We start from the raw sequence: 20,345 nt of genomic DNA, 5'->3' as shown, positions 1-20,345 counted from the left end.
AGAAGCGATGGGGAAATTTATACGAAATAGGACCATGGAGAAGATGCAGCGAGTCTATCGAGCTGTGTCCGTAAGCTTATCGTTAAAGCAAAGGGGATAGTATTATACTATCAATTGGAGTGGTACCGCGGAAATTTTCGTCTCTTTCTTTTTTAAGAAAGGGACTTTTTTTATGATTATTTTAGGAGGAAGAAATGAAAGAAGTAAACAAAGAAAATATCAAGAAGGTTGTATTAGCGTATTCAGGGGGACTAGACACATCTATTATCATCAACTGGCTGAAAGAAAATTATGGATGCGAAGTTATTGCTGTAGTGGGAAATGTAGGACAAGATGATGAGTTAGAGGGTTTAGAGCAAAAAGCGATAGAGTCCGGCGCATCAAAATGCTATATCGAAGATTTAGTAGATGAGTTTGTAGAAGACTTTATTTTCCCTACACTTCAAGCAGGTGCAAAATACGAAGGCAAATACTTGTTAGGAACAGCTTTCGCCAGACCTTTAATCGGAAAAAGACTTGTGGAGATTGCCCATGAAGAAAACGCAGATGCGATTATCCATGGTTGTACAGGTAAAGGAAATGATCAAGTTCGTTTTGAAACAGCTGTAAAAGCATTCGATCCTTATATGCCGATTATTGCACCGTGGAGAACTTGGGAGATCAAATCCCGTGAAGAAGAAATTGAATATGCGAAAAAACATAATATTCCTCTAAATATGACAGAAGAAACATCTTATTCTGAAGACCGAAATATCTGGCATATTTCTCACGAAGGCTTAGAGCTGGAAGAACCGGATACTGAACCAAACTGGGAAAAAGTTATGAAATTAGGGGTAACACCAGAGAATGCTCCAGATGAACCGACTTATATTACTTTAGACTTCGAAAAGGGAATTCCAGTTGCTGTAAACGGCGAAAAAATGAAAGGAGCCGATATCGTAGCTGCCTTAAACAAAGTAGGCGGAGAAAACGGAATCGGAATCGACGACATTATCGAAAACAGACTTGTTGGAATGAAAGTCCGCGGTCTTTACGAAAATGCAGGGGGAGCTATTCTTTACAGAGCCCATGAGTGGCTGGAAAGTCTTACATTGGATAGAGATACAATGCATTATAAAGAAGTAATCGCTGTAGAATTTGCTCAGTTAGTATATAATGGATTATGGTTTACACCTCTTAGAGAAGCATTATCTGCTTTTGTTGAAAAGACACAAGAGCGTGTAACAGGTACGATTAAAATCAAACTGTATAAAGGAAATATCATTAACGCAGGTATGACATCCGACTATACATTGTATAATGAAGAGTTTGCTACATTTGGCGAAGATGGAGTATACGATCAAACAGATTCTCAAGGATTTGTAAACTTATACGCATTGCCGATTAAAGTTCAGGCAATGATGGACGCAGAACGAGAAAACAACTAGAAGAGGTGCTTATATGAAGCTTTGGGGCGGACGATTTAATAAAGAACTGGATAAAATTGCAAATGATTTTAATTCTTCAATCGCTGTGGACGGAAGAATGTACCGCGAAGATATTACAGGCTCTATTGCCCACGCCACAATGCTTTGTGAAGCTGGGATTATAACGGAAAAAGATTTTCAAAAAATAAAGGAAGGACTAGAGGCGATCTTAGAGGACATTGAAAGCGGGAAACTCGAAATCGATTTAGAAGCAGAGGATATTCATATGTTTGTAGAGCAGGAGCTGACAAACCGTATCGGAAATCCAGGAAAAAAACTTCATACTGCAAGAAGCCGAAACGATCAGGTGGCGGTAGACTTAAGGCTTCATTTGAGAAATGAAATCGGAAAGATTATGGAAGCTCTTATAGAGCTCAACAAGACGCTGATACAGCTTGCCGCTGAAAATATGGATTCTGTTATACCCGGCTATACCCATCTTCAAGTGGCTCAGCCTGTAACCTTTGCCCATCATATTATGGCCTATGTTCAAATGTTTACCAGAGATATCACAAGACTTTTGGACTGCCGAAGCCGTTTAAATGAAAATCCTTTGGGAAGCGGTGCTTTAGCAACAACAACATATCCTATCAATAGAGAACGCACTGCAGAGCTTCTAGGATTTGATCGTCCGACAAAAAACAGCTTAGACTCTGTGTCCGACAGGGATTTTGTGTTAGAACTTCACTTCTGTATTTCTACGGCGATGATGCATTTTTCTAGGTTAAGTGAAGAAGTGATTCTCTGGTCATCTCAAGAATTTAAGTTTATAGATTTGGATGATGCTTACTCGACAGGTTCTTCCATTATGCCTCAAAAGAAAAATCCGGATATGGCAGAACTTGCCAGAGGAAAAACAGGAAGAGTTTATGGAAATCTCTTAGGTGCTCTTACAATGATGAAAGGTCTTCCGCTAGCTTATAATAAAGATCTTCAAGAGGACAAGGAAGGGATATTTGACAGCGTTGATACAATTTTAATAGTTGCGCAGGTTTTTGAGGGGATGTTCAGTACACTTGCTGTTAATAAGGATAAGATGAGAGAAAAGGCAGGCAAGGGATTTATCAATGCAACAGACTGTGCAGACTATCTTGTAAAAAAAGGGTTGGCTTTTCGAGATGCTTATACTATCACAGGAAAAATCGTTCGATACTGTGTCGATCATGATGAAACCTTAGAAAGTCTTGAGTTGGAACGATACAAAGAATTTTCCCCTGAGTTTGAAGAAGATATCTATCAGTACATCGATATCGACTTTATCTTAAATCAGAGAAATGTTTATGGCGGACCGGGAAGAGAAGCGGAAGAAAAACAGATTGCTGAAACCAGACTATTTTTAGAACAACTGGAAGCACAAATTTAGATCACCGAAAGGTGGTCTTTTTTTATGCAGAATTAACCTTCCTTATATATAATAATAAAGCAGGGATTTTTACCTCATGCTTTGGCCGGATAATAACGGGAGAGTTAAGCAATGTTTATGAAAAAGGATTTATTATAAAAAGAAAAGAGGATAGAATATTTTTTTGAAAAAACCTTGCAATCTCACAGGAAGTGCTGTATACTGTTCTAGTGCGTAAAAAGGGCGTTGATGTGAGAGGTTGCTTAATAATATTAAGGGAATTTTCACGGAGTATGTTCGATGGAATTCGAGCGAATGGATTTCCGAAATTTTTTTGAAATTAAAGCACAAACACCCGGACGGGTGTATCGGGAGTCGAACGCTTCCTTTTGAAAATTCAAGGAGGTGCCATTATGGCAAAACAAAAAATCAGAATCAGATTAAGAGCTTATGATCATGAACTAATTGATCAATCAGCACAAAAAATTGTAGATGCGGCAAAGAGATCAGGAGCAGAAGTTTCCGGTCCGATTCCACTACCTACAGAAAAGGAAATCATTACAATCTTAAGAGCTGTCCACAAGTATAAAGACAGTAGAGAGCAGTTCGAACAAAGAACTCATAAAAGACTTGTAGATATCATGAATCCAAACGCTAAAACATTGGATGCATTAAAAAGACTTAATTTACCTGCAGGGGTAGATATCGAAATCAAGTTATAATCTTAGAATGATTGTAAAAGGCGTTTAAAACGCTGGCAATCCGCTATAAGTATCAGGAGGTGCTCGATGAAGAGTATATTAGGGAAAAAAATTGGAATGACTCAATTGTTCCAAGAAGACGGAGTTGTAGTTCCTGTAACGGTAATAGAAGCAGGTCCTATGATTGTTACACAAATCAAAAATGAAGAGACAGACGGATATAACGCTGTTCAAGTTGGCTATGTGGATCGTAAAGAACATAAAATGAGCCAACCAATGAAAGGTCACTTTGACAAAGCAGGCGCTGGATACAAAAAATATCTTAGAGAATTCGCTACTTCTGAAGAAGAAAGTTTCGAATTAGGCCAAGAAATCAAAGTAGATGTTTTTGAAGATGGAGACATCGTTGATGTTATCGGTACATCAAAAGGTAAAGGTACACAAGGCGCGATCAAAAGACATAACTACGGTAGAGGACCTGAAGGTCATGGATCTAAATCACACCGTGTAGCTGGTGCGAGAAGTGCTGCGGCTTACCCAGGCCGAGTTTTCAAAGGTAGAGCTGGAAGCGGAAAGATGGGTAACGAAAGAGTTACTGTTCAAAACTTAGAAGTTGTACGTGTAGATACTGAGAGAAACCTGCTTTTAATCAAAGGTGCGGTACCAGGACCTAAAGGCGGAGTCATCACAGTACGTAAAGCTATTAAATCTAAGTAGTTATCTGAAAGGAGGATGAAATATGCCTAATGTTGTTATGATTAACCAACTTGGAGAAGAAGTTGGAAAAATAGATCTAAATGAAGCGGTGTTCGGTATCGAAGTAAACGAACATGCGGTATACGAAGTTGTTAAAAATCAACTAGCAAACAAGAGACAAGGAACACAATCTGCAAAGACTCGAGCTGAAGTTCGAGGAGGCGGAAGAAAGCCTTGGAGACAAAAAGGAACAGGTAGAGCAAGACAAGGAAGTACAAGAAGTCCTCAATGGACTGGCGGTGGAGTTGTTTTTGCACCAAAACCAAGAGATTACAGCTATTCAGTTCCTAAAAAAGTTAAAAGACTTGCTCTTAAGAGTGTGTTAACTTCTAAGGTAAACGATGAAGAGATTATTGTTTTAGATAAATTAGAGCTAGATGCTATCAGCACAAAAGCAGCTCAAGAAGTTATCAGCAAAATCAATATCGGAAGAAATGCATTATTCGTAGTTTCTGAAAGAGATGAAAAAGTTTATCGTTCATTCAAAAATATCCCAAATGTAGATACAGTTGTAGCGGATAAGATGAATGTATATGATATCTTAAAATATGATTCTTTCGTTGTGACTCAAGATGCAGTTAAGAAAATTGAGGAGGTGTACGCATAATGACATCACCACATGACATTATCATCAAACCGATTATTACGGAAGATTCCATGGACAAAATGGAAGATAATAAATATTCTTTCAAAGTTGCTGTAGATGCGAACAAATCTGAAATCAAGAAAGCTGTTGAAGCGATCTTTGATGTAAAGGTTGTAAAAGTAAATACAATGAACATGAAAGGTAAAAAGAAAAGAGTAGGTCAGCACGTAGGCAGAACTTCCGACTGGAAAAAGGCAATCGTGACTTTGACTGAAGATTCAAAGGCCATCGAGTTCTTTGAAGGTATGTAATAGGGAGGCACAAAATGGCTATTAAAAAATATAAACCAACCTCTGCCGGTCTTAGAGGAATGAGCGTTTTAGATTTTAGCGGGTTGTCTAACAAAGCTCCTGAAAAATCTTTAACTGTTTCATTAAGCAAATCTGGCGGAAGAAATTCATATGGAAGAACTACAATTCGCCACAGAGGCGGCGGAGCGAAGAGAAAATATAGGATTATCGACTTCAAAAGAAACAAAGATGGTGTTCCAGGAAAAGTTGCAGCGATCGAGTACGATCCAAACAGAACTGCAAACATCGCTTTGATCCATTATGTAGATGGAGAAAAAAGATATATCTTGGCTCCAGCTGGAATTAAAGTAGGTCATATTATTGAATCAGGTGCAGATGCAGATATCATGCCTGGAAATGCACTTCAATTAAAAGACATTCCTGTAGGTACTACTGTTCATAATATTGAAATGAAGCCTGGAAAAGGCGGACAATTAGTTCGTACTGCTGGAGCTGAAGCTCAATTAATGGCAAAAGAAGGCAAATTCGCACAATTAAGATTACCATCTGGAGAATTCCGCTTAATTCATTTAGAATGCCGAGCAACTGTAGGACAAGTTGGAAACATCAGCCACGAGCTTGTAACAGTTGGTAAAGCTGGAAGATCTCGTCACATGGGTAAAAGACCTCATGTAAGAGGATCTGCCATGAACCCTGTAGATCACCCACACGGTGGTGGAGAAGGCCGTGCGCCAATCGGACGTCCAGGCCCATCAACTCCTTGGGGTAAACCAGCACTTGGTCTTAAGACTCGTCAAAAGAACAAGAAATCAGATCAGTACATCGTACGTAGAAGAACTAAATAATTAAGCAAGGAGGAGTTATAGATGAGTAGATCCTTAAAAAAAGGACCTTTTTGTGATGACCATCTAATGAAAAAGGTAGAAACATTAAACGAAAGCGACAGCAAAAAAGTTATAAAAACTTGGTCTCGCCGTTCAACAATATTCCCGGATTTCATTGGTCATACAATCGCAGTTCATGATGGAAGAAAACATGTTCCAATTTATATTACTGAGGACATGGTAGGACATAAATTAGGTGAATTCGTACCGACAAGAACTTTCAGAGGTCATGCTGGTAGCGAAAAGAGCAGTAAGATTCGATAGGAGGGAAAGAACATGGAAACTAGAGCAATAGCAAAATACGTTCGTATTTCTCCTCTTAAAGTGAATTTCATCTGCAAAGAGATCAGAGGAAAAAGTGTTGAAGAAGCACTTTCAATCTTGAAATTTACTCCTAAAAGAGGAGCTAGAGAATTAGAAAAAGTATTAAAATCTGCAGTCGCAAACGCAGAGCATAATAATGATTTAGACAGAGACCTTCTTATTGTATCTGAAGCTTATGCTAATGAAGCTCCTGTTATGAAGCGTTGGAGACCAAAAGCTAAAGGTATGGCATATCCAATTCTTAAAAGATCAAGCCATATCGGCGTAGTTGTGAAAGAAAGAGAATAAGGAGGGGTCAATTAAATGGGTCAAAAAGTAAACCCTCATGGGTTACGTGTAGGAGTCATTAAAGATTGGAATTCTAAATGGTTTGCTGATAAAAAAGATTTCAGTGACTTATTAGTAGAAGATCATAAAATAAGAGCACTTGTTAAAAAAGAGCAAGAATTAGCAGGTATTTCTAAAATAGACATTGAAAGAGCAGCAAATAAAATTAAAGTTACTATCTATACAGCAAAACCTGGTATGGTTATCGGCCGTCAAGGAAGCGGAGTAGAAGCTTTAAAAACAAAAGTTGAAAAACTTACAAACAAAAAAGTTATCATTAATGTTGAAGAAATCAGAACTCCTGATTTAAACGCACAATTAGTAGCTGAAAACATTGCATCTCAGTTGGAAAGAAGAATTTCTTTCAGAAGAGCGATGAAACAGTCTATCCAAAGAAGTATGAGAGCTGGAGCAAAAGGAATCAAAACTGCTGTTTCAGGACGTGTTGGCGGAGCAGATATGGCGAGAACTGAAGGTTATAGCGAAGGAACTATTCCTCTACAAACTTTAAGAGCTGATATCGAATACGGTTTTGCAGAAGCAGATACAACATACGGAAAATTAGGCGTTAAAGTTTGGCTTTACAAAGGTGAAGTTCTTCCTGGTATGAAAGAAGCACAACTGCCAGAAGCTAAACATGACAGAAAAAGAGATAATAGAAGAAGAGATCGTCGCAGAAACAATAAACAATCTAGTGGTAGAGACAACAACTAACATTAGGAAGGAGGACTTAAGCTATGCTAATGCCTAAGAGAGTGAAATACCGTAGAGTTCATCGCGGTAGAATGAAAGGTAAAGCCTTAAAGGGAAATACAATTACCTATGGTGATTATGGCCTTCAAGCAATAGAGCCTTGTTGGATGACTTCGAACCAAATCGAGTCTGCCAGACGTGCCATGACAAGATATATCAAAAGAGGTGGAAATATCTGGATTAAAGTTTTCCCAGATAAACCTGTTACTAAAAAACCAGCAGAAGTAAGAATGGGTTCCGGAAAAGGGGCTCCAGAGTACTGGGTAGCTGTTGTTAAACCTGGTAAAGTTCTTTTCGAAATGGCTGGTGTACCAGAAGATGTTGCAAGAGAGGCAATGAGACTTGCAGCGATGAAATTACCGATCAAAACAAAATTCATTGCTCGTGAAGAGCTTCAGGATAAGGATGGTGAAGCTAATGAAAACTAAGGAAATTAGACAAATGTCAGATCAAGACTTAGCGAATACATTAAAAGATTTAAAAACTGAACTTTTTAATCTTCGTTTTCAATTGGCAACTGGACAATTAGAAAATCCTATGAGAATCGGCGGAGTTAAAAAAGATATCGCTCGAATTAAGACAATCATCAGGGAAAGAGAACTTAAGATCGGCAAGGAGGCTTAACCCAATATGGAAAGAAATAAAAGAAAAACTATCATTGGGAGAGTGGTATCTGATAAAATGGACAAATCAATTGTCGTTGCAGTTAACACAAAGGTATCACATCCTGTATACAAAAAACAGTTAAAGAAAACTACAAAATTTACAGCTCATGATGAAAATAACGAGTGTAATATTGGAGATAGAGTAAAGATAATGGAAACAAGAGCTCTTTCTAAAAATAAGAGATGGAGACTTGTCGAAATCCTTGAGAAAGCAAAATAATTCTTATTTTGGAAAGGAGGATCTTAAATGATTCAAGTAGAATCCCGTTTAAAAGTTGCGGATAATTCAGGTGCAAAAGAGTTGCTTGTCATCCGTGTTCTAGGAGGTACTAGAAGAAAGTACGCTAGAATTGGTGATGTAGTTGTTTGTTCAGTAAAAAGTGCTACACCCGGAGGAGTTGTAAAGAAGGGTGAAATTGTTAAAGCAGTTATTGTACGTACAGCTAAAGGTATTAGAAGAGTAGACGGAAGTTATATCCGTTTTGACGATAATGCAGCAGTTATTATTAAAGACGACAAAAATCCGGTAGGTACTAGAATTTTCGGCTCAGTTACAAGAGAACTTCGAGAAGGAAATTTCATGAAGATTATTTCATTAGCACCGGAAGTATTATAAGTGGAGGTGTCAATTAATGAAAATTAAAACCGGAGATACGGTAATCGTCACTTCAGGACAATATAAAGGCAAAACTGGAAAAGTTCTAGACACTATGCCTAAGAAAAATAAAGTTGTTGTTGAAGGTGTAAATATTCTTACAAAACATGTTAAACCTCGTGGTCCACAATCACCAGGCGGTATTGTGAAAGAAGAAGGCCCAATCGACATTTCAAACGTAATGTTTTACGATGAAAAGTCTAAAAAAGGCTCAAGAGTAGGTTACAAAATAGAAGACGGTAAAAAAGTCCGAATTGCAAAAGCAAGCGGAGAAGAGATTAAATAGGGAAGGGAGGTAAAAGCGTGACTTCCAGATTATTAGATAAATATAATGAAGAAGTAATTCCAGCTCTTATGGAGCGTTTTGAATATAAGAATGTTATGGAAGCTCCAAAATTAAACAAGGTTGTTTTAAATATTGGACTTGGATCCTCTAAAGACAATCCAAAAGCTGTTGAAGGAGCTGTTCGTGATATTGAGAAAATCACTGGACAAAAACCTATCGTAACAAAAGCGAAAAAATCCATTGCGAATTTCAAGCTTAGAGAAGGTATGACAATTGGTGCAAAAGTAACACTTCGCGGAAAGAAAATGTATGATTTCTTAGACAAACTAATGAACATTTCTTTACCTCGAGTAAGAGACTTTAGAGGTGTAAGCTCATCTTCCTTTGACGGAAGAGGAAACTACACAATCGGAATTAAAGAACAATTAATTTTCCCTGAAATTGAATACGATGAAATCGATCAAATCAGAGGAATGGACATTTCTGTTGTAACGACTTCAAAAACAGACGAAGAGGCGAAGGTATTTTTAGAGTTAATGGGAATGCCTTTCCGTAAATAAAAGGGGGGATACACTAGTGGCAAAAAAATCAATGATCGCAAAACAACAACGACCTGCTAAGTTTAGCACTCGTGCATATACAAGATGTAGAATTTGTGGAAGACCTCATGGTTATCTAAGAAAATATGGAATTTGTCGTATTTGCTTTAGAGAATTAGCTTATAGAGGCGAGATCCCTGGCGTTAAGAAGGCAAGCTGGTAGAATTAGAGAGGAGGTAGCTTTTATGATGACTGATCCTATAGCAGATATGCTAACAAGAATTAGAAACGGAAACAATGCAAGACATAAATCAGTAGAAATTCCTGCATCTACCGTTAAAAAAGATGTAGTTCAAATATTACTTGATGAAGGTTTTATCGATGGCTTCAATGTAACGGAAGATGACAAACAAGGTATGATAACAGTAGACTTAAAATACGGCCCAAATGAGGAAAAAGTAATCTCTGGTATTAAGAGAATTTCTAAACCTGGACTAAGAGTTTACGTAAAAGCAAATGAAGTGCCAAAAGTACTTGGTGGATTAGGTGTTGCAATTATTTCAACATCAAAAGGCGTAGTAACAGATAAAGTTGCAAGACAAGAAGGTGTCGGCGGCGAAGTTATCTGTTATGTATGGTAATACTGTAAAAGCTTAAGGAGGTAATTATGTCAAGAATTGGATTACTACCAATCGACATTCCTGCAGGTGTTGAAGTCAAAATTTCAGAGAAGAATTTAGCTGAAGTAAAAGGTCCTAAAGGTACTTTAGAGCAACAACTCTGCAGTGACATGGATATTAATATAGAAGACAATGTTGTCACTATCCAAAGACCTAATGAATCAAAAAAAATGAAGTCTCTTCACGGTTTAACGAGATCTCTTTTATTCAACATGATTGAAGGAGTTACAAATGGTTATACTAAGACTTTATTAATTGAAGGTACAGGATATAGAGCAGCAAAACAAGGCAACAAACTTACATTAAACTTAGGATACTCTCATCCAATCGAAGTTGAAGATCCAGAAGGTATCAATGTAGAAGTTCCAGAAGCGCATCAAATTGTTATTACTGGAATCGACAAACAACAAGTTGGAAATTATGCTGCTGTCATTCGTGACTACAGAAAACCGGAACCTTACAAAGGAAAAGGTGTTCGCTATAGTGATGAGCATATCCGTCGTAAGATCGGTAAAACCGGTAAGTAGGAAGGAGTAGGCAATGTTTAAAGCAATTAATAAAAATGCAAATAGAAAAGCAAGACATGCGAGAGTACGTAAGAAAATCTCCGGAACTACAGAGAGACCAAGACTTGCGATTTTCAAAAGTAATGCTAATATTTATGCTCAAATCATAGATGATGTTGTAGGTGTAACATTAGTTTCAGCTTCAACACTTGATAAAGAAATTAAAGGCAGCCTTGAAAATGCATCAAATAAAGATGCAGCGAAAAAGGTTGGAGAAGTTATTGGTAAAAGAGCAGTAGATAAAGGAATCACTGAAGTGGTTTTCGATCGTTCTGGGTATCAATATCATGGTAAAGTAAAAGAACTAGCAGATGCTTGTAGAGAAGCTGGTCTTAAATTCTAAGCAAGGGAGGGAAAATTTTGGAAAATAGAAAAAGAGATGTAGAGAAAAGTGAATTCGAAGAAAAAGTTGTCTCTATTAATCGTGTTACCAAAGTAGTTAAAGGTGGTAGAAACTTTAGATTTAGTGCCCTTGTTGTAGTTGGAGACGGTAAAGGACGCGTAGGAGTTGGAGTAGGTAAAGCTCAAGAAGTTCCTGAAGCGATCCGCAAGGCTGCTCAAGATGCTAAAAAACATTTAATCAATGTACCATTAGTAGGAACAACAATTCCTCATGAAGTAATCGGACGTTTTGGTGCGGGTTCTGTATTATTAAAACCAGCAAGCGAAGGTACTGGAGTTATCGCCGGCGGTCCTGTTCGTGCCGTATGCGAACTTGCAGGTATTCGTGACGTACGTTCTAAATCATTAGGAACATCTAATCCTAGAAACGTAGTTAACGCAACTCTTCAAGGACTAAAAAGTCTTAAAAAAGCAGAAGATGTAGCAAAATTACGAGGAAAATCAGTTAAAGAAATCTTAGGTTAAGGAGGGCTTAGACACGATGGGAAAGCTTAAAATAACTCTTAAAAAGAGCAAAATCGGTAAAAAGCAAAATCATGTTAAGACAGTTGAAGCCCTTGGATTACGCAAACCAGGACAAACTGTTTTAAAAGAGGATAATGAAGCTATCAGAGGAATGGTTAACACTATTTCTTACATGGTAGAATGTGAAGAAGTAGAATAGGAGGTGTTCCCTTGAAACTACATGACTTAAAACCAGCTAAAGGCGGTAAAAATAAGGCGCGTAAAAGAGTAGGTAGAGGATATGGTTCTGGAGACGGCAAACTAGCCGGTCGTGGACGAGATGGACAAAACAGCCGTTCAGGCGGTGGAGTACGTCCAGGATTTGAAGGTGGTCAGATGCCTTTGTTCAGAAGATTACCTAAAAGAGGTTTCACAAATATTTTTGCAAAACAATATGCAGAACTAAATGTTGAGATTTTAAATCGCTTCAATGATGGCGATGTTATTACTCCGGAAGTACTTTTTGAAGCTGGGATTTGTAAAAAATCTAAAGCAAAAGACGGTATTAAATTCTTAGGAAACGGAGAGTTAGAAAAGAAAGTAACTGTTAAAGCACATAAATTCACAAAAGGTGCTGAAGACAAAATCACAGAGGCTGGAGGAAAGGCAGAGGTGATTTAATGTTTGAAACCATACGCAAGGCATGGGCAGTTGCAGAGTTACGTCAGCGCATGATATTCACATTATTAATGGTTGGAGTTTTCCGATTAGGAAATGCGATTCCAGTTCCATTTATGAATAAAGAAATGGTCTCTCAAGTTATGGGGGGAGCGGGACAAACTGGGATACTGAATTTATTGAATTTGCTATCTGGTAACAGTTTATCTCAAATGAGTATCTTTGCACTGAGTATCTATCCATTCATTACTGCTTCTATTATTATCCAGCTTTTAACTGTCGCTATACCGCGTCTGCAAGAAATTGCCAGAGACGGTGAAATGGGCAAGAAAAAGATTGGAAAGTATACAAAAATAGGAGCTGTAATCTTAGGCTTTATAGAAGGATATGCAATTGTAAATGGACTTTTCTCGCAAGCGATTGTGCAGCAAAGTATGTTTTCTGGATTTGTTATCTTGCTATCGATGGTAGCAGGTTCAATGTTCTTAATCTGGTTAGGCGAAATGATTACTGCTAAAGGCGTAGGTAATGGAATATCCATTATCATCTTCCTAGGTATTATTTCAGGGCTTCCAGGTCAAATCGGCAATATATGGAGACAATTCCAAACAGGCTTGATTCAGTGGTGGCAGATACTAATATTATTAATTATTGTAATATTTGTATTGTGGGTAGTAGTTATGGTCAATGAGGGTGAAAGAAAGATCCCTGTACAGTATGCAAAAAGAGTCGTTGGCAGAAAGATGTATGGCGGTCAATCAACGCATATTCCTGTAAAAGTCAATATGGCAGGAGTTATGCCGGTAATATTTGCCTCATCCATACTGCAGCTGCCAAATACCATTGCACTATTATTCGGTACAGATATGCCTAATTGGGTACAAAATATTTTCACAGTAGAAACAACATCAGGATTGATTATCTATGCGATCATCAACTTGCTGCTTATTATACTGTTTGCATATTTCTATACTGCGATTCAATTCAATCCAGTAGAATATGCTAAAAATCTTCAGCAATACGGTGGATTTATTCCAGGAATAAGACCTGGGAAATCAACTGGAGAATATTTACAAAGAATTTCCAATAGAATTACTTTTATCGGAGCGCTTAGTTTAGCATTAGTATCTTCGGGTCCAATGCTTTTAGCGAAAGTTTTAGGAGTCGAAATTGTCTTCGGAGGAACGGCGATAATCATCGTTGTGGGAGTAATTCTTGACACGTTGAAACAAATGGATTCAATGTTAACGATGAGACATTATAAAGGTTTCTTGAAATAAGAGGAGTAAATTTATGAGATTAATCTTATTAGGCCCTCCAGGTGCAGGCAAAGGAACTCAAGCTGCGAATCTGGTTAAAAAGTATAATATTGAACATATATCAACAGGTGACATTTTTAGAGCAAATATTAAAAATGAAACACCTCTTGGAAAAAAAGTAAAAGAATATTTAAATCAGGGAGCATTAGTACCTGATGAACTTACAATAGATCTTGTATGGGATCGATTAGATCAAGAAGATTGCAAAGATGGATTTCTTTTAGACGGTTTTCCACGAACTATCAAGCAAGCGGAAGCACTAGAAGAAGGACTTGAGAAAAGAGACCTTAGACTTGATCGCGTGATTAATATCGATGTTGACAAAAATGATCTCGTTAAACGACTTGCAGGAAGAAGAGTCTGCTTAAGCTGCGGTGCAACTTACCATGTTGAGAACAATCCTCCTTCACAAGAAGGTATTTGCGACAAGTGTGGAAAAGATGTTATCCAAAGAGAAGACGACAAGGAAGAAACTGTTTTGAATAGAATTAATGTCTATGAAGAACAAACTCAGCCTTTGATTGACTTTTATGCTAAAAAAGACTTATTATTTTCAGTAGACGGCACTCTTTCCATTGCGCAGGTATTCGAGGAAATCGAAAAAGAACTTGATAGATGATTGTTAATATGACATCATTGAGAAAAGGTCAAATTGTTCGTTCCTTGGCGGGAAGAGATAAAGGGCAGATTTTGATAGTCGTTGACCGTTTTGATGATTCTCATGTGTTAGTTGTTGATGGTAAAAGAAGACTGCTGGATAAACCAAAGAAAAAGAAAGAAAAACATCTTCAAGATTACAAGACAATAATAGATGAAAAAGAAATGGTGAATGATTGCCGTATTCGAAAGATCATTCAGATGTTTGAAAAAAATGAGGAGGTTCATTAACAAATGGCCAAAAAAGATATCATTGAAGTAGAAGGCAAAGTGACAGAAGCGCTGCCTAATACAATTTTCAAAGTTGAATTAGAAAATGGTCACGAAATAACTGCCCATATATCTGGGAAATTAAGAATGCATTATATTCGTATCCTACCAGGAGATAAAGTTGTCGTCGAATTATCACCCTACGATTTAACTAAGGGCAGAATTACTTGGAGAAACAAGTAGGAGGTTAAGGATGAAAGTAAGACCATCTGTAAAAAAAATGTGCGAAAAGTGCAAAGTTATTAAAAGAAAAGGCAGAGTCATGGTTATCTGTGACAATCCTAAACATAAACAAAGACAAGGATAATATACCCACGGAGGTGACAATTAAGTGGCAAGAATTCAAGGTGTAGACTTACCAAGAGAAAAAAGAGTTGAAATTGGACTAACTGCTATCTACGGAGTTGGAAGAGCACGTTCTAATGAAATTCTAAACAGCTGCGGTATCAATCCAGATACTAAAGTGAAAGATCTTACAGAATCAGAATTATCTGCTATTAGAACTGAGCTTGATAATTATCATGTAGAAGGGGATTTAAGACGTCAAATCGCTATGGATATTAAGCGTCTTAGAGAAATCAACTGCTATAGAGGCATGAGACATAAAAGAGGTCTTCCTGTAAGAGGACAACATACTAAAAACAATGCAAGGACACGTAAAGGTCCTAAGAAATAGGTAAAGGAGGGAAATTTCGTTGGCTGCTAATAAGCAAAAATCTACTCGCGTAAGAAGAAGAGAGCGTAAACATATCGAAAAAGGTCAGGCACATATCGTATCTACCTTTAATAATACAATGGTAACTTTGACAGATCTTAATGGTAACGTAATATCATGGGCTTCTGCAGGACAATTAGGCTTTAGAGGTTCAAAAAAATCTACTCCATTTGCAGCACAGGAAGCGGCTCAAGAAGCGGCTCGCAAAGCAATGGAACATGGATTAAAAAGCGTAGAAGTATATGTTAAAGGACCAGGATCAGGACGTGAAGCGGCAATTAGATCACTTCAAGCATCAGGTTTAGAAGTAAATCTAATTAAAGATGTTACTCCTATACCACATAATGGTTGCAGACCACCTAAAAGAAGAAGAGTTTAATCCGAATATACGGGGCCTGTCTGCGATATATAATCGAGACAGATTGAGATTTATTCTCGGCCGATCGACGTTACAGGTCCCTACATTTGACTTTTAAACTTATGAAAACTTATAAGAGGAATTAATAAAAAAGAGAAAGTCAAAGGGTAATACTGTAACTTTGGTTAAGTTCTTTTTTCATGTGAAGAAAGTATTGCTAATACTTTCATACAATTCAGTTACCCTCAATGAAATAGACTTATAATTTAAGGAGGGGTTGGTCTATGACAGAAAATTTGAATACAAAAATTGAAATTATAGATGTTGTTGAGAATGAAAATTGTGGTAAGTTTATAATTGCGCCATTAGAGCGCGGTTTTGGAACAACTCTTGGCAATAGTTTGCGAAGAGTGTTATTATCGTCTTTACCAGGTGCTGCTATAACTAAAGTAAAAATTGACAATGTTCTACATGAATTATCAACTATTTCTGGTGTTGTCGAAGATGTTGCAGAAGTTATTTTAAATATAAAAGGAATCTGTATACGCAAATACGGAGACGAACCTATAGAATTAGAAATAGAAAAGAAAGGTCCCGGAGCTTTAACTGCGGCTGATTTTGCAGTAGATTCTAGCGTTGAAATAGTAAACCCGGATCACTATATCGCAACTTTAAACGAAGATGCAGATATTAATATTCAAGTACGAGTAGAAAATGGAAGCGGTTATAGAATAGCGGAGTTCAATAAGTCAGAAGAAGACCCTATTGGCACAATCGCTGTAGACTCTTCCTTTACACCTGTTACAAAAATGAACTACAGCATCGAGAACACTCGAGTAGGTCAAATAACAGACTTTGATAAATTAACTTTAGAAGTATGGACAAACGGGACATTAACAGCACCAGATGCTATTTCTAAAGGTGCAGATATTCTTATGAATTATCTTGAACTCTTCAGAGAATTACCGAACTGTGATTTTGAGAAAGAAGTAGTTGAAGATGAAGAAGATGTCAATACGGAAGAACTTTACTCCATACATGTAGAAGAACTGGATCTTACATTAAGAAGCTTTAATTGTCTTAAAAGAGCCAGTATCGATACTGTAGGTGATATTGTTTCTAAATCTAAAGACGAAATGGCAAAAATCAAAAACTTCGGTAAAAAATCCTTAGAAGAAGTGGAAGACAAAATCCACAGCATGGGATTGGAATTCGCAGAAGAAGAGTAAGGGGGGATTTAGATGGCAGGATATAGAAAATTAGGTCGTAGAGCAGACCATAGAGATGGAATGTTGAGAAATCAAGTTCAATCTTTATTCGAAGAAGGTAGAATTCAAACTACTGTAACTCGTGCTAAAGAAACAAGAAAAGTAGCAGAAAAAATGATCACTTTAGGTAAAAGAGGAGATTTGCATGCAAGAAGACAAGCCTCTGCATATATCTACAAAGATGCTACTGTTCATAAATTATTCGAAGAAATTGCGCCTCAGTACAGCGAGCGTAATGGCGGATATACTAGAATTCTTAAATTAGGACCTCGCCAAGGCGACGGTGCTGAGATGTGTATCTTAGAATTAGTAGATTAAGAATTTGGGATTGGGTTTCACTTAATCCCTTTTTTTAATGTAAAAGGCTTGAAAATGCGATAATAAAGTGGTATCATTATTACTGGCTTAAAAAATTATCGCGGCAAAATAATTTTTTAATGGAGAGAATATAAAATATGGCAAAAATGATGGGACCTAGATTCAAACAATCTAGAAGACTTGGTTTAAATGTATGCGGACATCCTAAAGCTAGCAAAAGAATGGGCAAAGGTTTAGGAAGAGATGACAAAAAACTTACAGAATATGGTACACAGCTGCTAGAAAAACAAAGATTGCGTGCTTACTATGGAGTAATGGAGAAACAATTCCGCTCTTATTTCGATAAAGCTTACAAAGCTGAAGGAAATACAGGGGAAGAGTTAATCAAATTACTTGAAGTTCGCTTAGACAATCTAGTGTATAGAGCTGGCTTTGCGTCTTCAATTAGACAAGCTAGACAAATGGTAGTTCATGGACATGTTCTCGTAAACGGTAAAAAAGTTAATATTCCTTCTTTCGAAGTACAAGTTGGAGATAAACTTAGCTTAAGAGAAAAATCACAAAAAGTTGAAATGTTCAAAGAAAATTACGAATCTGAGTTAAAAGGCGGTTATCCATATCTTTCAAAAGAAGATAACTATACAGTAACGCTAGAAAGATCACCAGAAAGAGATGAAGTACCAATTGAAATTACAGAATCTCTAGTTGTTGAGTACTACTCAAAATTATAATAAAAGATCCTCCAACCCTATTGAAGGGAAGGAGGATTTTTAGTATAATAAATGAGATGGTAATACCAGTAATTTAATAGGTAATAAAAATAGGAGACGCAATGACAAAAAAAATAGTAATAGGTATTGTATCGGCAATATTGATTGTTTATCTGGCAGGAGTTGGATATTTCAATTTTTACACATTACCAAACACATTTATTAACGAAGAGAACCGAAGTTTTAATGACAAGTCTACAGCGTTAGACCGAAATGTAGACAGCTTTACCGTAACAGCAGTAGGAAAAGATGAAAAAGAAGCAATTATTCCCTCAGAATCCATAGCATACAGCATTGACATACCAAAAGATACACGGTTAAATCAAAATGCCTTCACATGGCCGGCAGCATTCTTTACAAAGGACGAATATACTGTCGATTATAAACCTTCATGGAATGATAAAAAATTGAACGAGTTATTAGAAAATTCTGATCTGTTCAAGAATGTACAAGAACCGATCAATGCAACCATAGAAAAAGTAGATGGCAGTTATCAAGTAACCGATCAAGTATACGGTAATTCCTTGGATATGGATAAGTTAAAAAGCACTATCATTAATAATTTCGTAGCCTTGAATGAAAAAGTAGAACTAAATGAAGAATATAAACAGCCATCTGTAACAAAAGGAAATGAAGAATTAGAGAAAAGTGTACAGAAATTAAATACCTGGAATACAACGGAAATCACCTTCGATCTTGGTGAAAACAAAGAAGTGTTAACAGGTGACGAACTAATTGCAATCTTAGATAAAGAAAACAACTATGAGCCTGATCCAGCGAAATTACGAGATTATGTAAAAAACCTAGCTATTAAATACGATACATTAGGAAGCGAACGTACTTTTAATGCAACAGGTGTTGGTGAAGTAACTGTAAAAGGCGGCATCTACGGATGGCAGATGAATGTAGACGAAACAACAGCTTTAGTAAAAGATCAAATTGCAAAAGTTGAAAGCGGAACCATAAAGCCGGTATACACAGAAACAGCGATGGCTAGCGGAGACGACGATATCGGAAAAACATATGTTGAGCTTGACTTATCAAGACAAAAGATGTGGTACTATAAAGATGGAGAACTAGCAGTGGAAACAGCAGTTGTAACAGGGGATCCTACAAAAGGCGCTGCAACACCAACAGGAACCTTCAAAGTATGGTCTAAAGAACGTAACAGAAGACTTCGAGGTCTTAATTTTGACGGGAAAACCAGATACAACGTACCAGTCAATTTCTGGATACCGATTAATTACTCAGGTATCGGAATCCATGATGTAAATTATAGAAGCTCCTACGGTGGAGGTATCTACTACGGCAACGGAAGCCACGGCTGTATTAATACACCTTATTCTAAAGTAAAAGCAATATTTGATAGTGTAGAATTAGGAACACCAGTGATCGTTTATCACTCTTAAATAAAGAAAGACTCTAAGACGAAAGCTGCAGAGTCTTTTTTGATATCATATAGGTTAGATCTAGAAAAAGATCAGGAAAAATATTTGTAAAAAACTCTTGACAAAGTTTTAGAATATTGATATTATGATTAGGCACTCGAGAGTGAGTGCCTTTTAATTTGAAGAGATTAAAAGTTAAAAATAATAAAAACTCAAAAAAACTTCAAAAAAAAGTGTTGACAAGGATAAATAATCCTGATATACTTAAGAAGTTGTCGCTTGAAAGAGCGGCGGAACCTGAACAAGAGAATAACATAGAAACTTTGAGCAGATGTACATTTGTACAAACACAATAAATTCGGTGTAAAGAATTAAAAAAGACCAGTATGGCAGATCGTTTCAACCAATCACTGACACAAATCAGTTCTTGGGAAACGAGTTGCATGAGACCTATTACCAAATCATAGATTTGGATTAGGGCTTCAGTCGAAAATGAGCAATTAAACTCAAAACATTTATTTGAGAGTTTGATCCTGGCTCAGGACGAACGCTGGCGGCGTGCTTAACACATGCAAGTCGAACGATGAAACTTCCATGAACTCTTCGGAATGATTGGGAGCGGATTAGTGGCGAACGGGTGAGTAACGCGTGAGCAACCTGCCTTAAACAACGGGATAGCCTCGGGAAACCGGGATTAATACCGTATGAGACCCCGCCTTCCCATGAAGAAGAGGTTAAAGATTTATCGGTTTAAGATGGGCTCGCGTCTGATTAGCTAGTTGGTGAGATAAAAGCCCACCAAGGCAACGATCAGTAACCGGCTTGAGAGAGTGAACGGTCACATTGGAACTGAGACACGGTCCAAACTCCTACGGGAGGCAGCAGTGGGGAATATTGCACAATGGGGGAAACCCTGA

At 37.2% G+C, this 20,345-nt stretch carries 34 protein-coding genes, 1 rRNA gene and 1 other annotated feature (1 of these 36 running past the window's edge); all 35 genes read left to right on the top strand.

Annotation, left to right across the window (positions count from 1 at the left end; translation table 11 throughout):
- Positions 1-148, top strand: a binding site (T-box leader); it begins 60 nt to the left of the window's first position.
- A gap of 46 nt (positions 149-194) precedes the next feature.
- Positions 195-1,427: an argininosuccinate synthase gene (locus ACTQ46_RS01210; protein ID WP_441746848.1), complete on the top strand. Its 1,233-nt coding sequence runs from the start codon at positions 195-197 to the stop codon at positions 1,425-1,427.
- A 13-nt stretch (positions 1,428-1,440) separates the two neighbouring features.
- Positions 1,441-2,829, top strand: a complete 1,389-nt coding sequence (argH, locus tag ACTQ46_RS01205) for an argininosuccinate lyase (protein WP_441746846.1) — start codon at positions 1,441-1,443, stop codon at positions 2,827-2,829.
- A gap of 392 nt (positions 2,830-3,221) precedes the next feature.
- A complete protein-coding gene (gene rpsJ, locus ACTQ46_RS01200) occupies positions 3,222-3,530 on the top strand; it encodes a 30S ribosomal protein S10 (protein ID WP_441746844.1) in 309 nt (102 codons plus the stop codon).
- A gap of 66 nt (positions 3,531-3,596) precedes the next feature.
- On the top strand, positions 3,597-4,226 hold the full coding sequence (gene rplC, locus ACTQ46_RS01195) for a 50S ribosomal protein L3 (protein WP_441746843.1): 630 nt from the start codon (positions 3,597-3,599) through the stop codon (positions 4,224-4,226).
- Positions 4,227-4,248: 22 nt separating this feature from the next.
- Complete coding sequence (gene rplD / locus ACTQ46_RS01190; RefSeq protein WP_441746841.1) at positions 4,249-4,872, top strand: 50S ribosomal protein L4; 624 nt, start codon at positions 4,249-4,251, stop codon at positions 4,870-4,872.
- Positions 4,872-5,162: a 50S ribosomal protein L23 gene (rplW, locus tag ACTQ46_RS01185; RefSeq protein WP_441746839.1), complete on the top strand. Its 291-nt coding sequence runs from the start codon at positions 4,872-4,874 to the stop codon at positions 5,160-5,162. Before rplD ends, rplW begins: the two co-directional genes overlap by 1 nt.
- Before the next feature lie 14 nt (positions 5,163-5,176).
- Positions 5,177-6,007 carry a 50S ribosomal protein L2 gene (gene rplB / locus ACTQ46_RS01180; protein ID WP_441746837.1) on the top strand — a complete coding sequence of 277 codons (831 nt, stop codon included), beginning with the start codon at positions 5,177-5,179 and terminating at the stop codon, positions 6,005-6,007.
- Positions 6,008-6,028: 21 nt separating this feature from the next.
- Positions 6,029-6,310 (top strand): 30S ribosomal protein S19, encoded by a 282-nt coding sequence (gene rpsS / locus ACTQ46_RS01175; protein WP_441746835.1) that lies wholly within the window; start codon positions 6,029-6,031, stop codon positions 6,308-6,310.
- A 12-nt stretch (positions 6,311-6,322) separates the two neighbouring features.
- Positions 6,323-6,658, top strand: a complete 336-nt coding sequence (rplV, locus tag ACTQ46_RS01170) for a 50S ribosomal protein L22 (protein WP_441746833.1) — start codon at positions 6,323-6,325, stop codon at positions 6,656-6,658.
- Between the two features lie 15 nt (positions 6,659-6,673).
- Complete coding sequence (gene rpsC / locus ACTQ46_RS01165) at positions 6,674-7,411, top strand: 30S ribosomal protein S3 (RefSeq protein WP_441746831.1); 738 nt, start codon at positions 6,674-6,676, stop codon at positions 7,409-7,411.
- A gap of 23 nt (positions 7,412-7,434) precedes the next feature.
- Positions 7,435-7,878 (top strand): 50S ribosomal protein L16, encoded by a 444-nt coding sequence (rplP, locus tag ACTQ46_RS01160; protein ID WP_441746829.1) that lies wholly within the window; start codon positions 7,435-7,437, stop codon positions 7,876-7,878.
- Entirely contained in the window at positions 7,868-8,074 is a 207-nt protein-coding gene (rpmC, locus tag ACTQ46_RS01155) for a 50S ribosomal protein L29 (RefSeq protein WP_441746827.1), read from the top strand. The genes rplP and rpmC overlap by 11 nt, the downstream gene beginning before the upstream one ends.
- Before the next feature lie 6 nt (positions 8,075-8,080).
- Positions 8,081-8,335, top strand: a complete 255-nt coding sequence (gene rpsQ / locus ACTQ46_RS01150) for a 30S ribosomal protein S17 (protein WP_441746825.1) — start codon at positions 8,081-8,083, stop codon at positions 8,333-8,335.
- Between the two features lie 27 nt (positions 8,336-8,362).
- Entirely contained in the window at positions 8,363-8,731 is a 369-nt protein-coding gene (gene rplN, locus ACTQ46_RS01145; RefSeq protein WP_441746824.1) for a 50S ribosomal protein L14, read from the top strand.
- A 16-nt stretch (positions 8,732-8,747) separates the two neighbouring features.
- Positions 8,748-9,056: a 50S ribosomal protein L24 gene (gene rplX, locus ACTQ46_RS01140; protein WP_441746822.1), complete on the top strand. Its 309-nt coding sequence runs from the start codon at positions 8,748-8,750 to the stop codon at positions 9,054-9,056.
- A 17-nt stretch (positions 9,057-9,073) separates the two neighbouring features.
- Positions 9,074-9,616, top strand: a complete 543-nt coding sequence (gene rplE / locus ACTQ46_RS01135) for a 50S ribosomal protein L5 (protein ID WP_441746820.1) — start codon at positions 9,074-9,076, stop codon at positions 9,614-9,616.
- A gap of 16 nt (positions 9,617-9,632) precedes the next feature.
- Positions 9,633-9,818: a type Z 30S ribosomal protein S14 gene (locus ACTQ46_RS01130; protein ID WP_441746819.1), complete on the top strand. Its 186-nt coding sequence runs from the start codon at positions 9,633-9,635 to the stop codon at positions 9,816-9,818.
- Between the two features lie 22 nt (positions 9,819-9,840).
- Positions 9,841-10,236 carry a 30S ribosomal protein S8 gene (gene rpsH / locus ACTQ46_RS01125; protein WP_441746817.1) on the top strand — a complete coding sequence of 132 codons (396 nt, stop codon included), beginning with the start codon at positions 9,841-9,843 and terminating at the stop codon, positions 10,234-10,236.
- A 26-nt stretch (positions 10,237-10,262) separates the two neighbouring features.
- A complete protein-coding gene (gene rplF / locus ACTQ46_RS01120) occupies positions 10,263-10,802 on the top strand; it encodes a 50S ribosomal protein L6 (RefSeq protein WP_441746815.1) in 540 nt (179 codons plus the stop codon).
- Between the two features lie 13 nt (positions 10,803-10,815).
- Positions 10,816-11,184, top strand: a complete 369-nt coding sequence (rplR, locus tag ACTQ46_RS01115; RefSeq protein ID WP_441746813.1) for a 50S ribosomal protein L18 — start codon at positions 10,816-10,818, stop codon at positions 11,182-11,184.
- A gap of 17 nt (positions 11,185-11,201) precedes the next feature.
- Positions 11,202-11,708, top strand: coding sequence for a 30S ribosomal protein S5 (rpsE, locus tag ACTQ46_RS01110; RefSeq protein ID WP_441746811.1), 507 nt, complete (start codon positions 11,202-11,204; stop codon positions 11,706-11,708).
- Between the two features lie 16 nt (positions 11,709-11,724).
- Positions 11,725-11,907 (top strand): 50S ribosomal protein L30, encoded by a 183-nt coding sequence (gene rpmD, locus ACTQ46_RS01105; RefSeq protein ID WP_441746809.1) that lies wholly within the window; start codon positions 11,725-11,727, stop codon positions 11,905-11,907.
- An 11-nt stretch (positions 11,908-11,918) separates the two neighbouring features.
- Positions 11,919-12,368, top strand: coding sequence for a 50S ribosomal protein L15 (rplO, locus tag ACTQ46_RS01100; protein ID WP_441746807.1), 450 nt, complete (start codon positions 11,919-11,921; stop codon positions 12,366-12,368).
- Positions 12,368-13,645, top strand: a complete 1,278-nt coding sequence (gene secY / locus ACTQ46_RS01095) for a preprotein translocase subunit SecY (protein WP_441746805.1) — start codon at positions 12,368-12,370, stop codon at positions 13,643-13,645. The genes rplO and secY overlap by 1 nt, the downstream gene beginning before the upstream one ends.
- 13 nt (positions 13,646-13,658) lie before the next feature.
- Positions 13,659-14,303, top strand: a complete 645-nt coding sequence (locus tag ACTQ46_RS01090) for an adenylate kinase (protein WP_441746803.1) — start codon at positions 13,659-13,661, stop codon at positions 14,301-14,303.
- A gap of 8 nt (positions 14,304-14,311) precedes the next feature.
- On the top strand, positions 14,312-14,572 hold the full coding sequence (locus ACTQ46_RS01085; protein WP_441746801.1) for a KOW domain-containing protein: 261 nt from the start codon (positions 14,312-14,314) through the stop codon (positions 14,570-14,572).
- Positions 14,573-14,575: 3 nt separating this feature from the next.
- Positions 14,576-14,794, top strand: coding sequence for a translation initiation factor IF-1 (infA, locus tag ACTQ46_RS01080; RefSeq protein WP_441746799.1), 219 nt, complete (start codon positions 14,576-14,578; stop codon positions 14,792-14,794).
- A gap of 10 nt (positions 14,795-14,804) precedes the next feature.
- Positions 14,805-14,918: a 50S ribosomal protein L36 gene (gene rpmJ / locus ACTQ46_RS01075; protein ID WP_441746797.1), complete on the top strand. Its 114-nt coding sequence runs from the start codon at positions 14,805-14,807 to the stop codon at positions 14,916-14,918.
- 24 nt (positions 14,919-14,942) lie between these two features.
- Positions 14,943-15,287 carry a 30S ribosomal protein S13 gene (gene rpsM / locus ACTQ46_RS01070; protein ID WP_441746795.1) on the top strand — a complete coding sequence of 115 codons (345 nt, stop codon included), beginning with the start codon at positions 14,943-14,945 and terminating at the stop codon, positions 15,285-15,287.
- A 19-nt stretch (positions 15,288-15,306) separates the two neighbouring features.
- Positions 15,307-15,705 (top strand): 30S ribosomal protein S11, encoded by a 399-nt coding sequence (rpsK, locus tag ACTQ46_RS01065; RefSeq protein ID WP_441746793.1) that lies wholly within the window; start codon positions 15,307-15,309, stop codon positions 15,703-15,705.
- Positions 15,706-15,968: 263 nt separating this feature from the next.
- Positions 15,969-16,913, top strand: a complete 945-nt coding sequence (locus ACTQ46_RS01060) for a DNA-directed RNA polymerase subunit alpha (protein ID WP_441746791.1) — start codon at positions 15,969-15,971, stop codon at positions 16,911-16,913.
- A gap of 12 nt (positions 16,914-16,925) precedes the next feature.
- On the top strand, positions 16,926-17,270 hold the full coding sequence (gene rplQ / locus ACTQ46_RS01055) for a 50S ribosomal protein L17 (RefSeq protein WP_441746789.1): 345 nt from the start codon (positions 16,926-16,928) through the stop codon (positions 17,268-17,270).
- Positions 17,271-17,407: 137 nt separating this feature from the next.
- The gene (rpsD, locus tag ACTQ46_RS01050) at positions 17,408-18,001 is read left to right on the top strand and encodes a 30S ribosomal protein S4 (protein ID WP_441746787.1); all 594 of its coding nucleotides are present in this window, start codon (positions 17,408-17,410) and stop codon (positions 17,999-18,001) included.
- 101 nt (positions 18,002-18,102) lie between these two features.
- Positions 18,103-19,449, top strand: a complete 1,347-nt coding sequence (locus tag ACTQ46_RS01045; RefSeq protein ID WP_441746785.1) for a L,D-transpeptidase family protein — start codon at positions 18,103-18,105, stop codon at positions 19,447-19,449.
- A gap of 494 nt (positions 19,450-19,943) precedes the next feature.
- Positions 19,944-20,345, top strand: a 16S ribosomal RNA gene (locus ACTQ46_RS01040); the annotation flags it as partial.

The organism is Gallicola sp. Sow4_E12, from assembly GCF_052116305.1.
Lineage (GTDB): Bacteria > Bacillota > Clostridia > Tissierellales > Peptoniphilaceae > JBQKLI01.
This window is presented reverse-complemented; position numbering and strand designations above follow the sequence as displayed.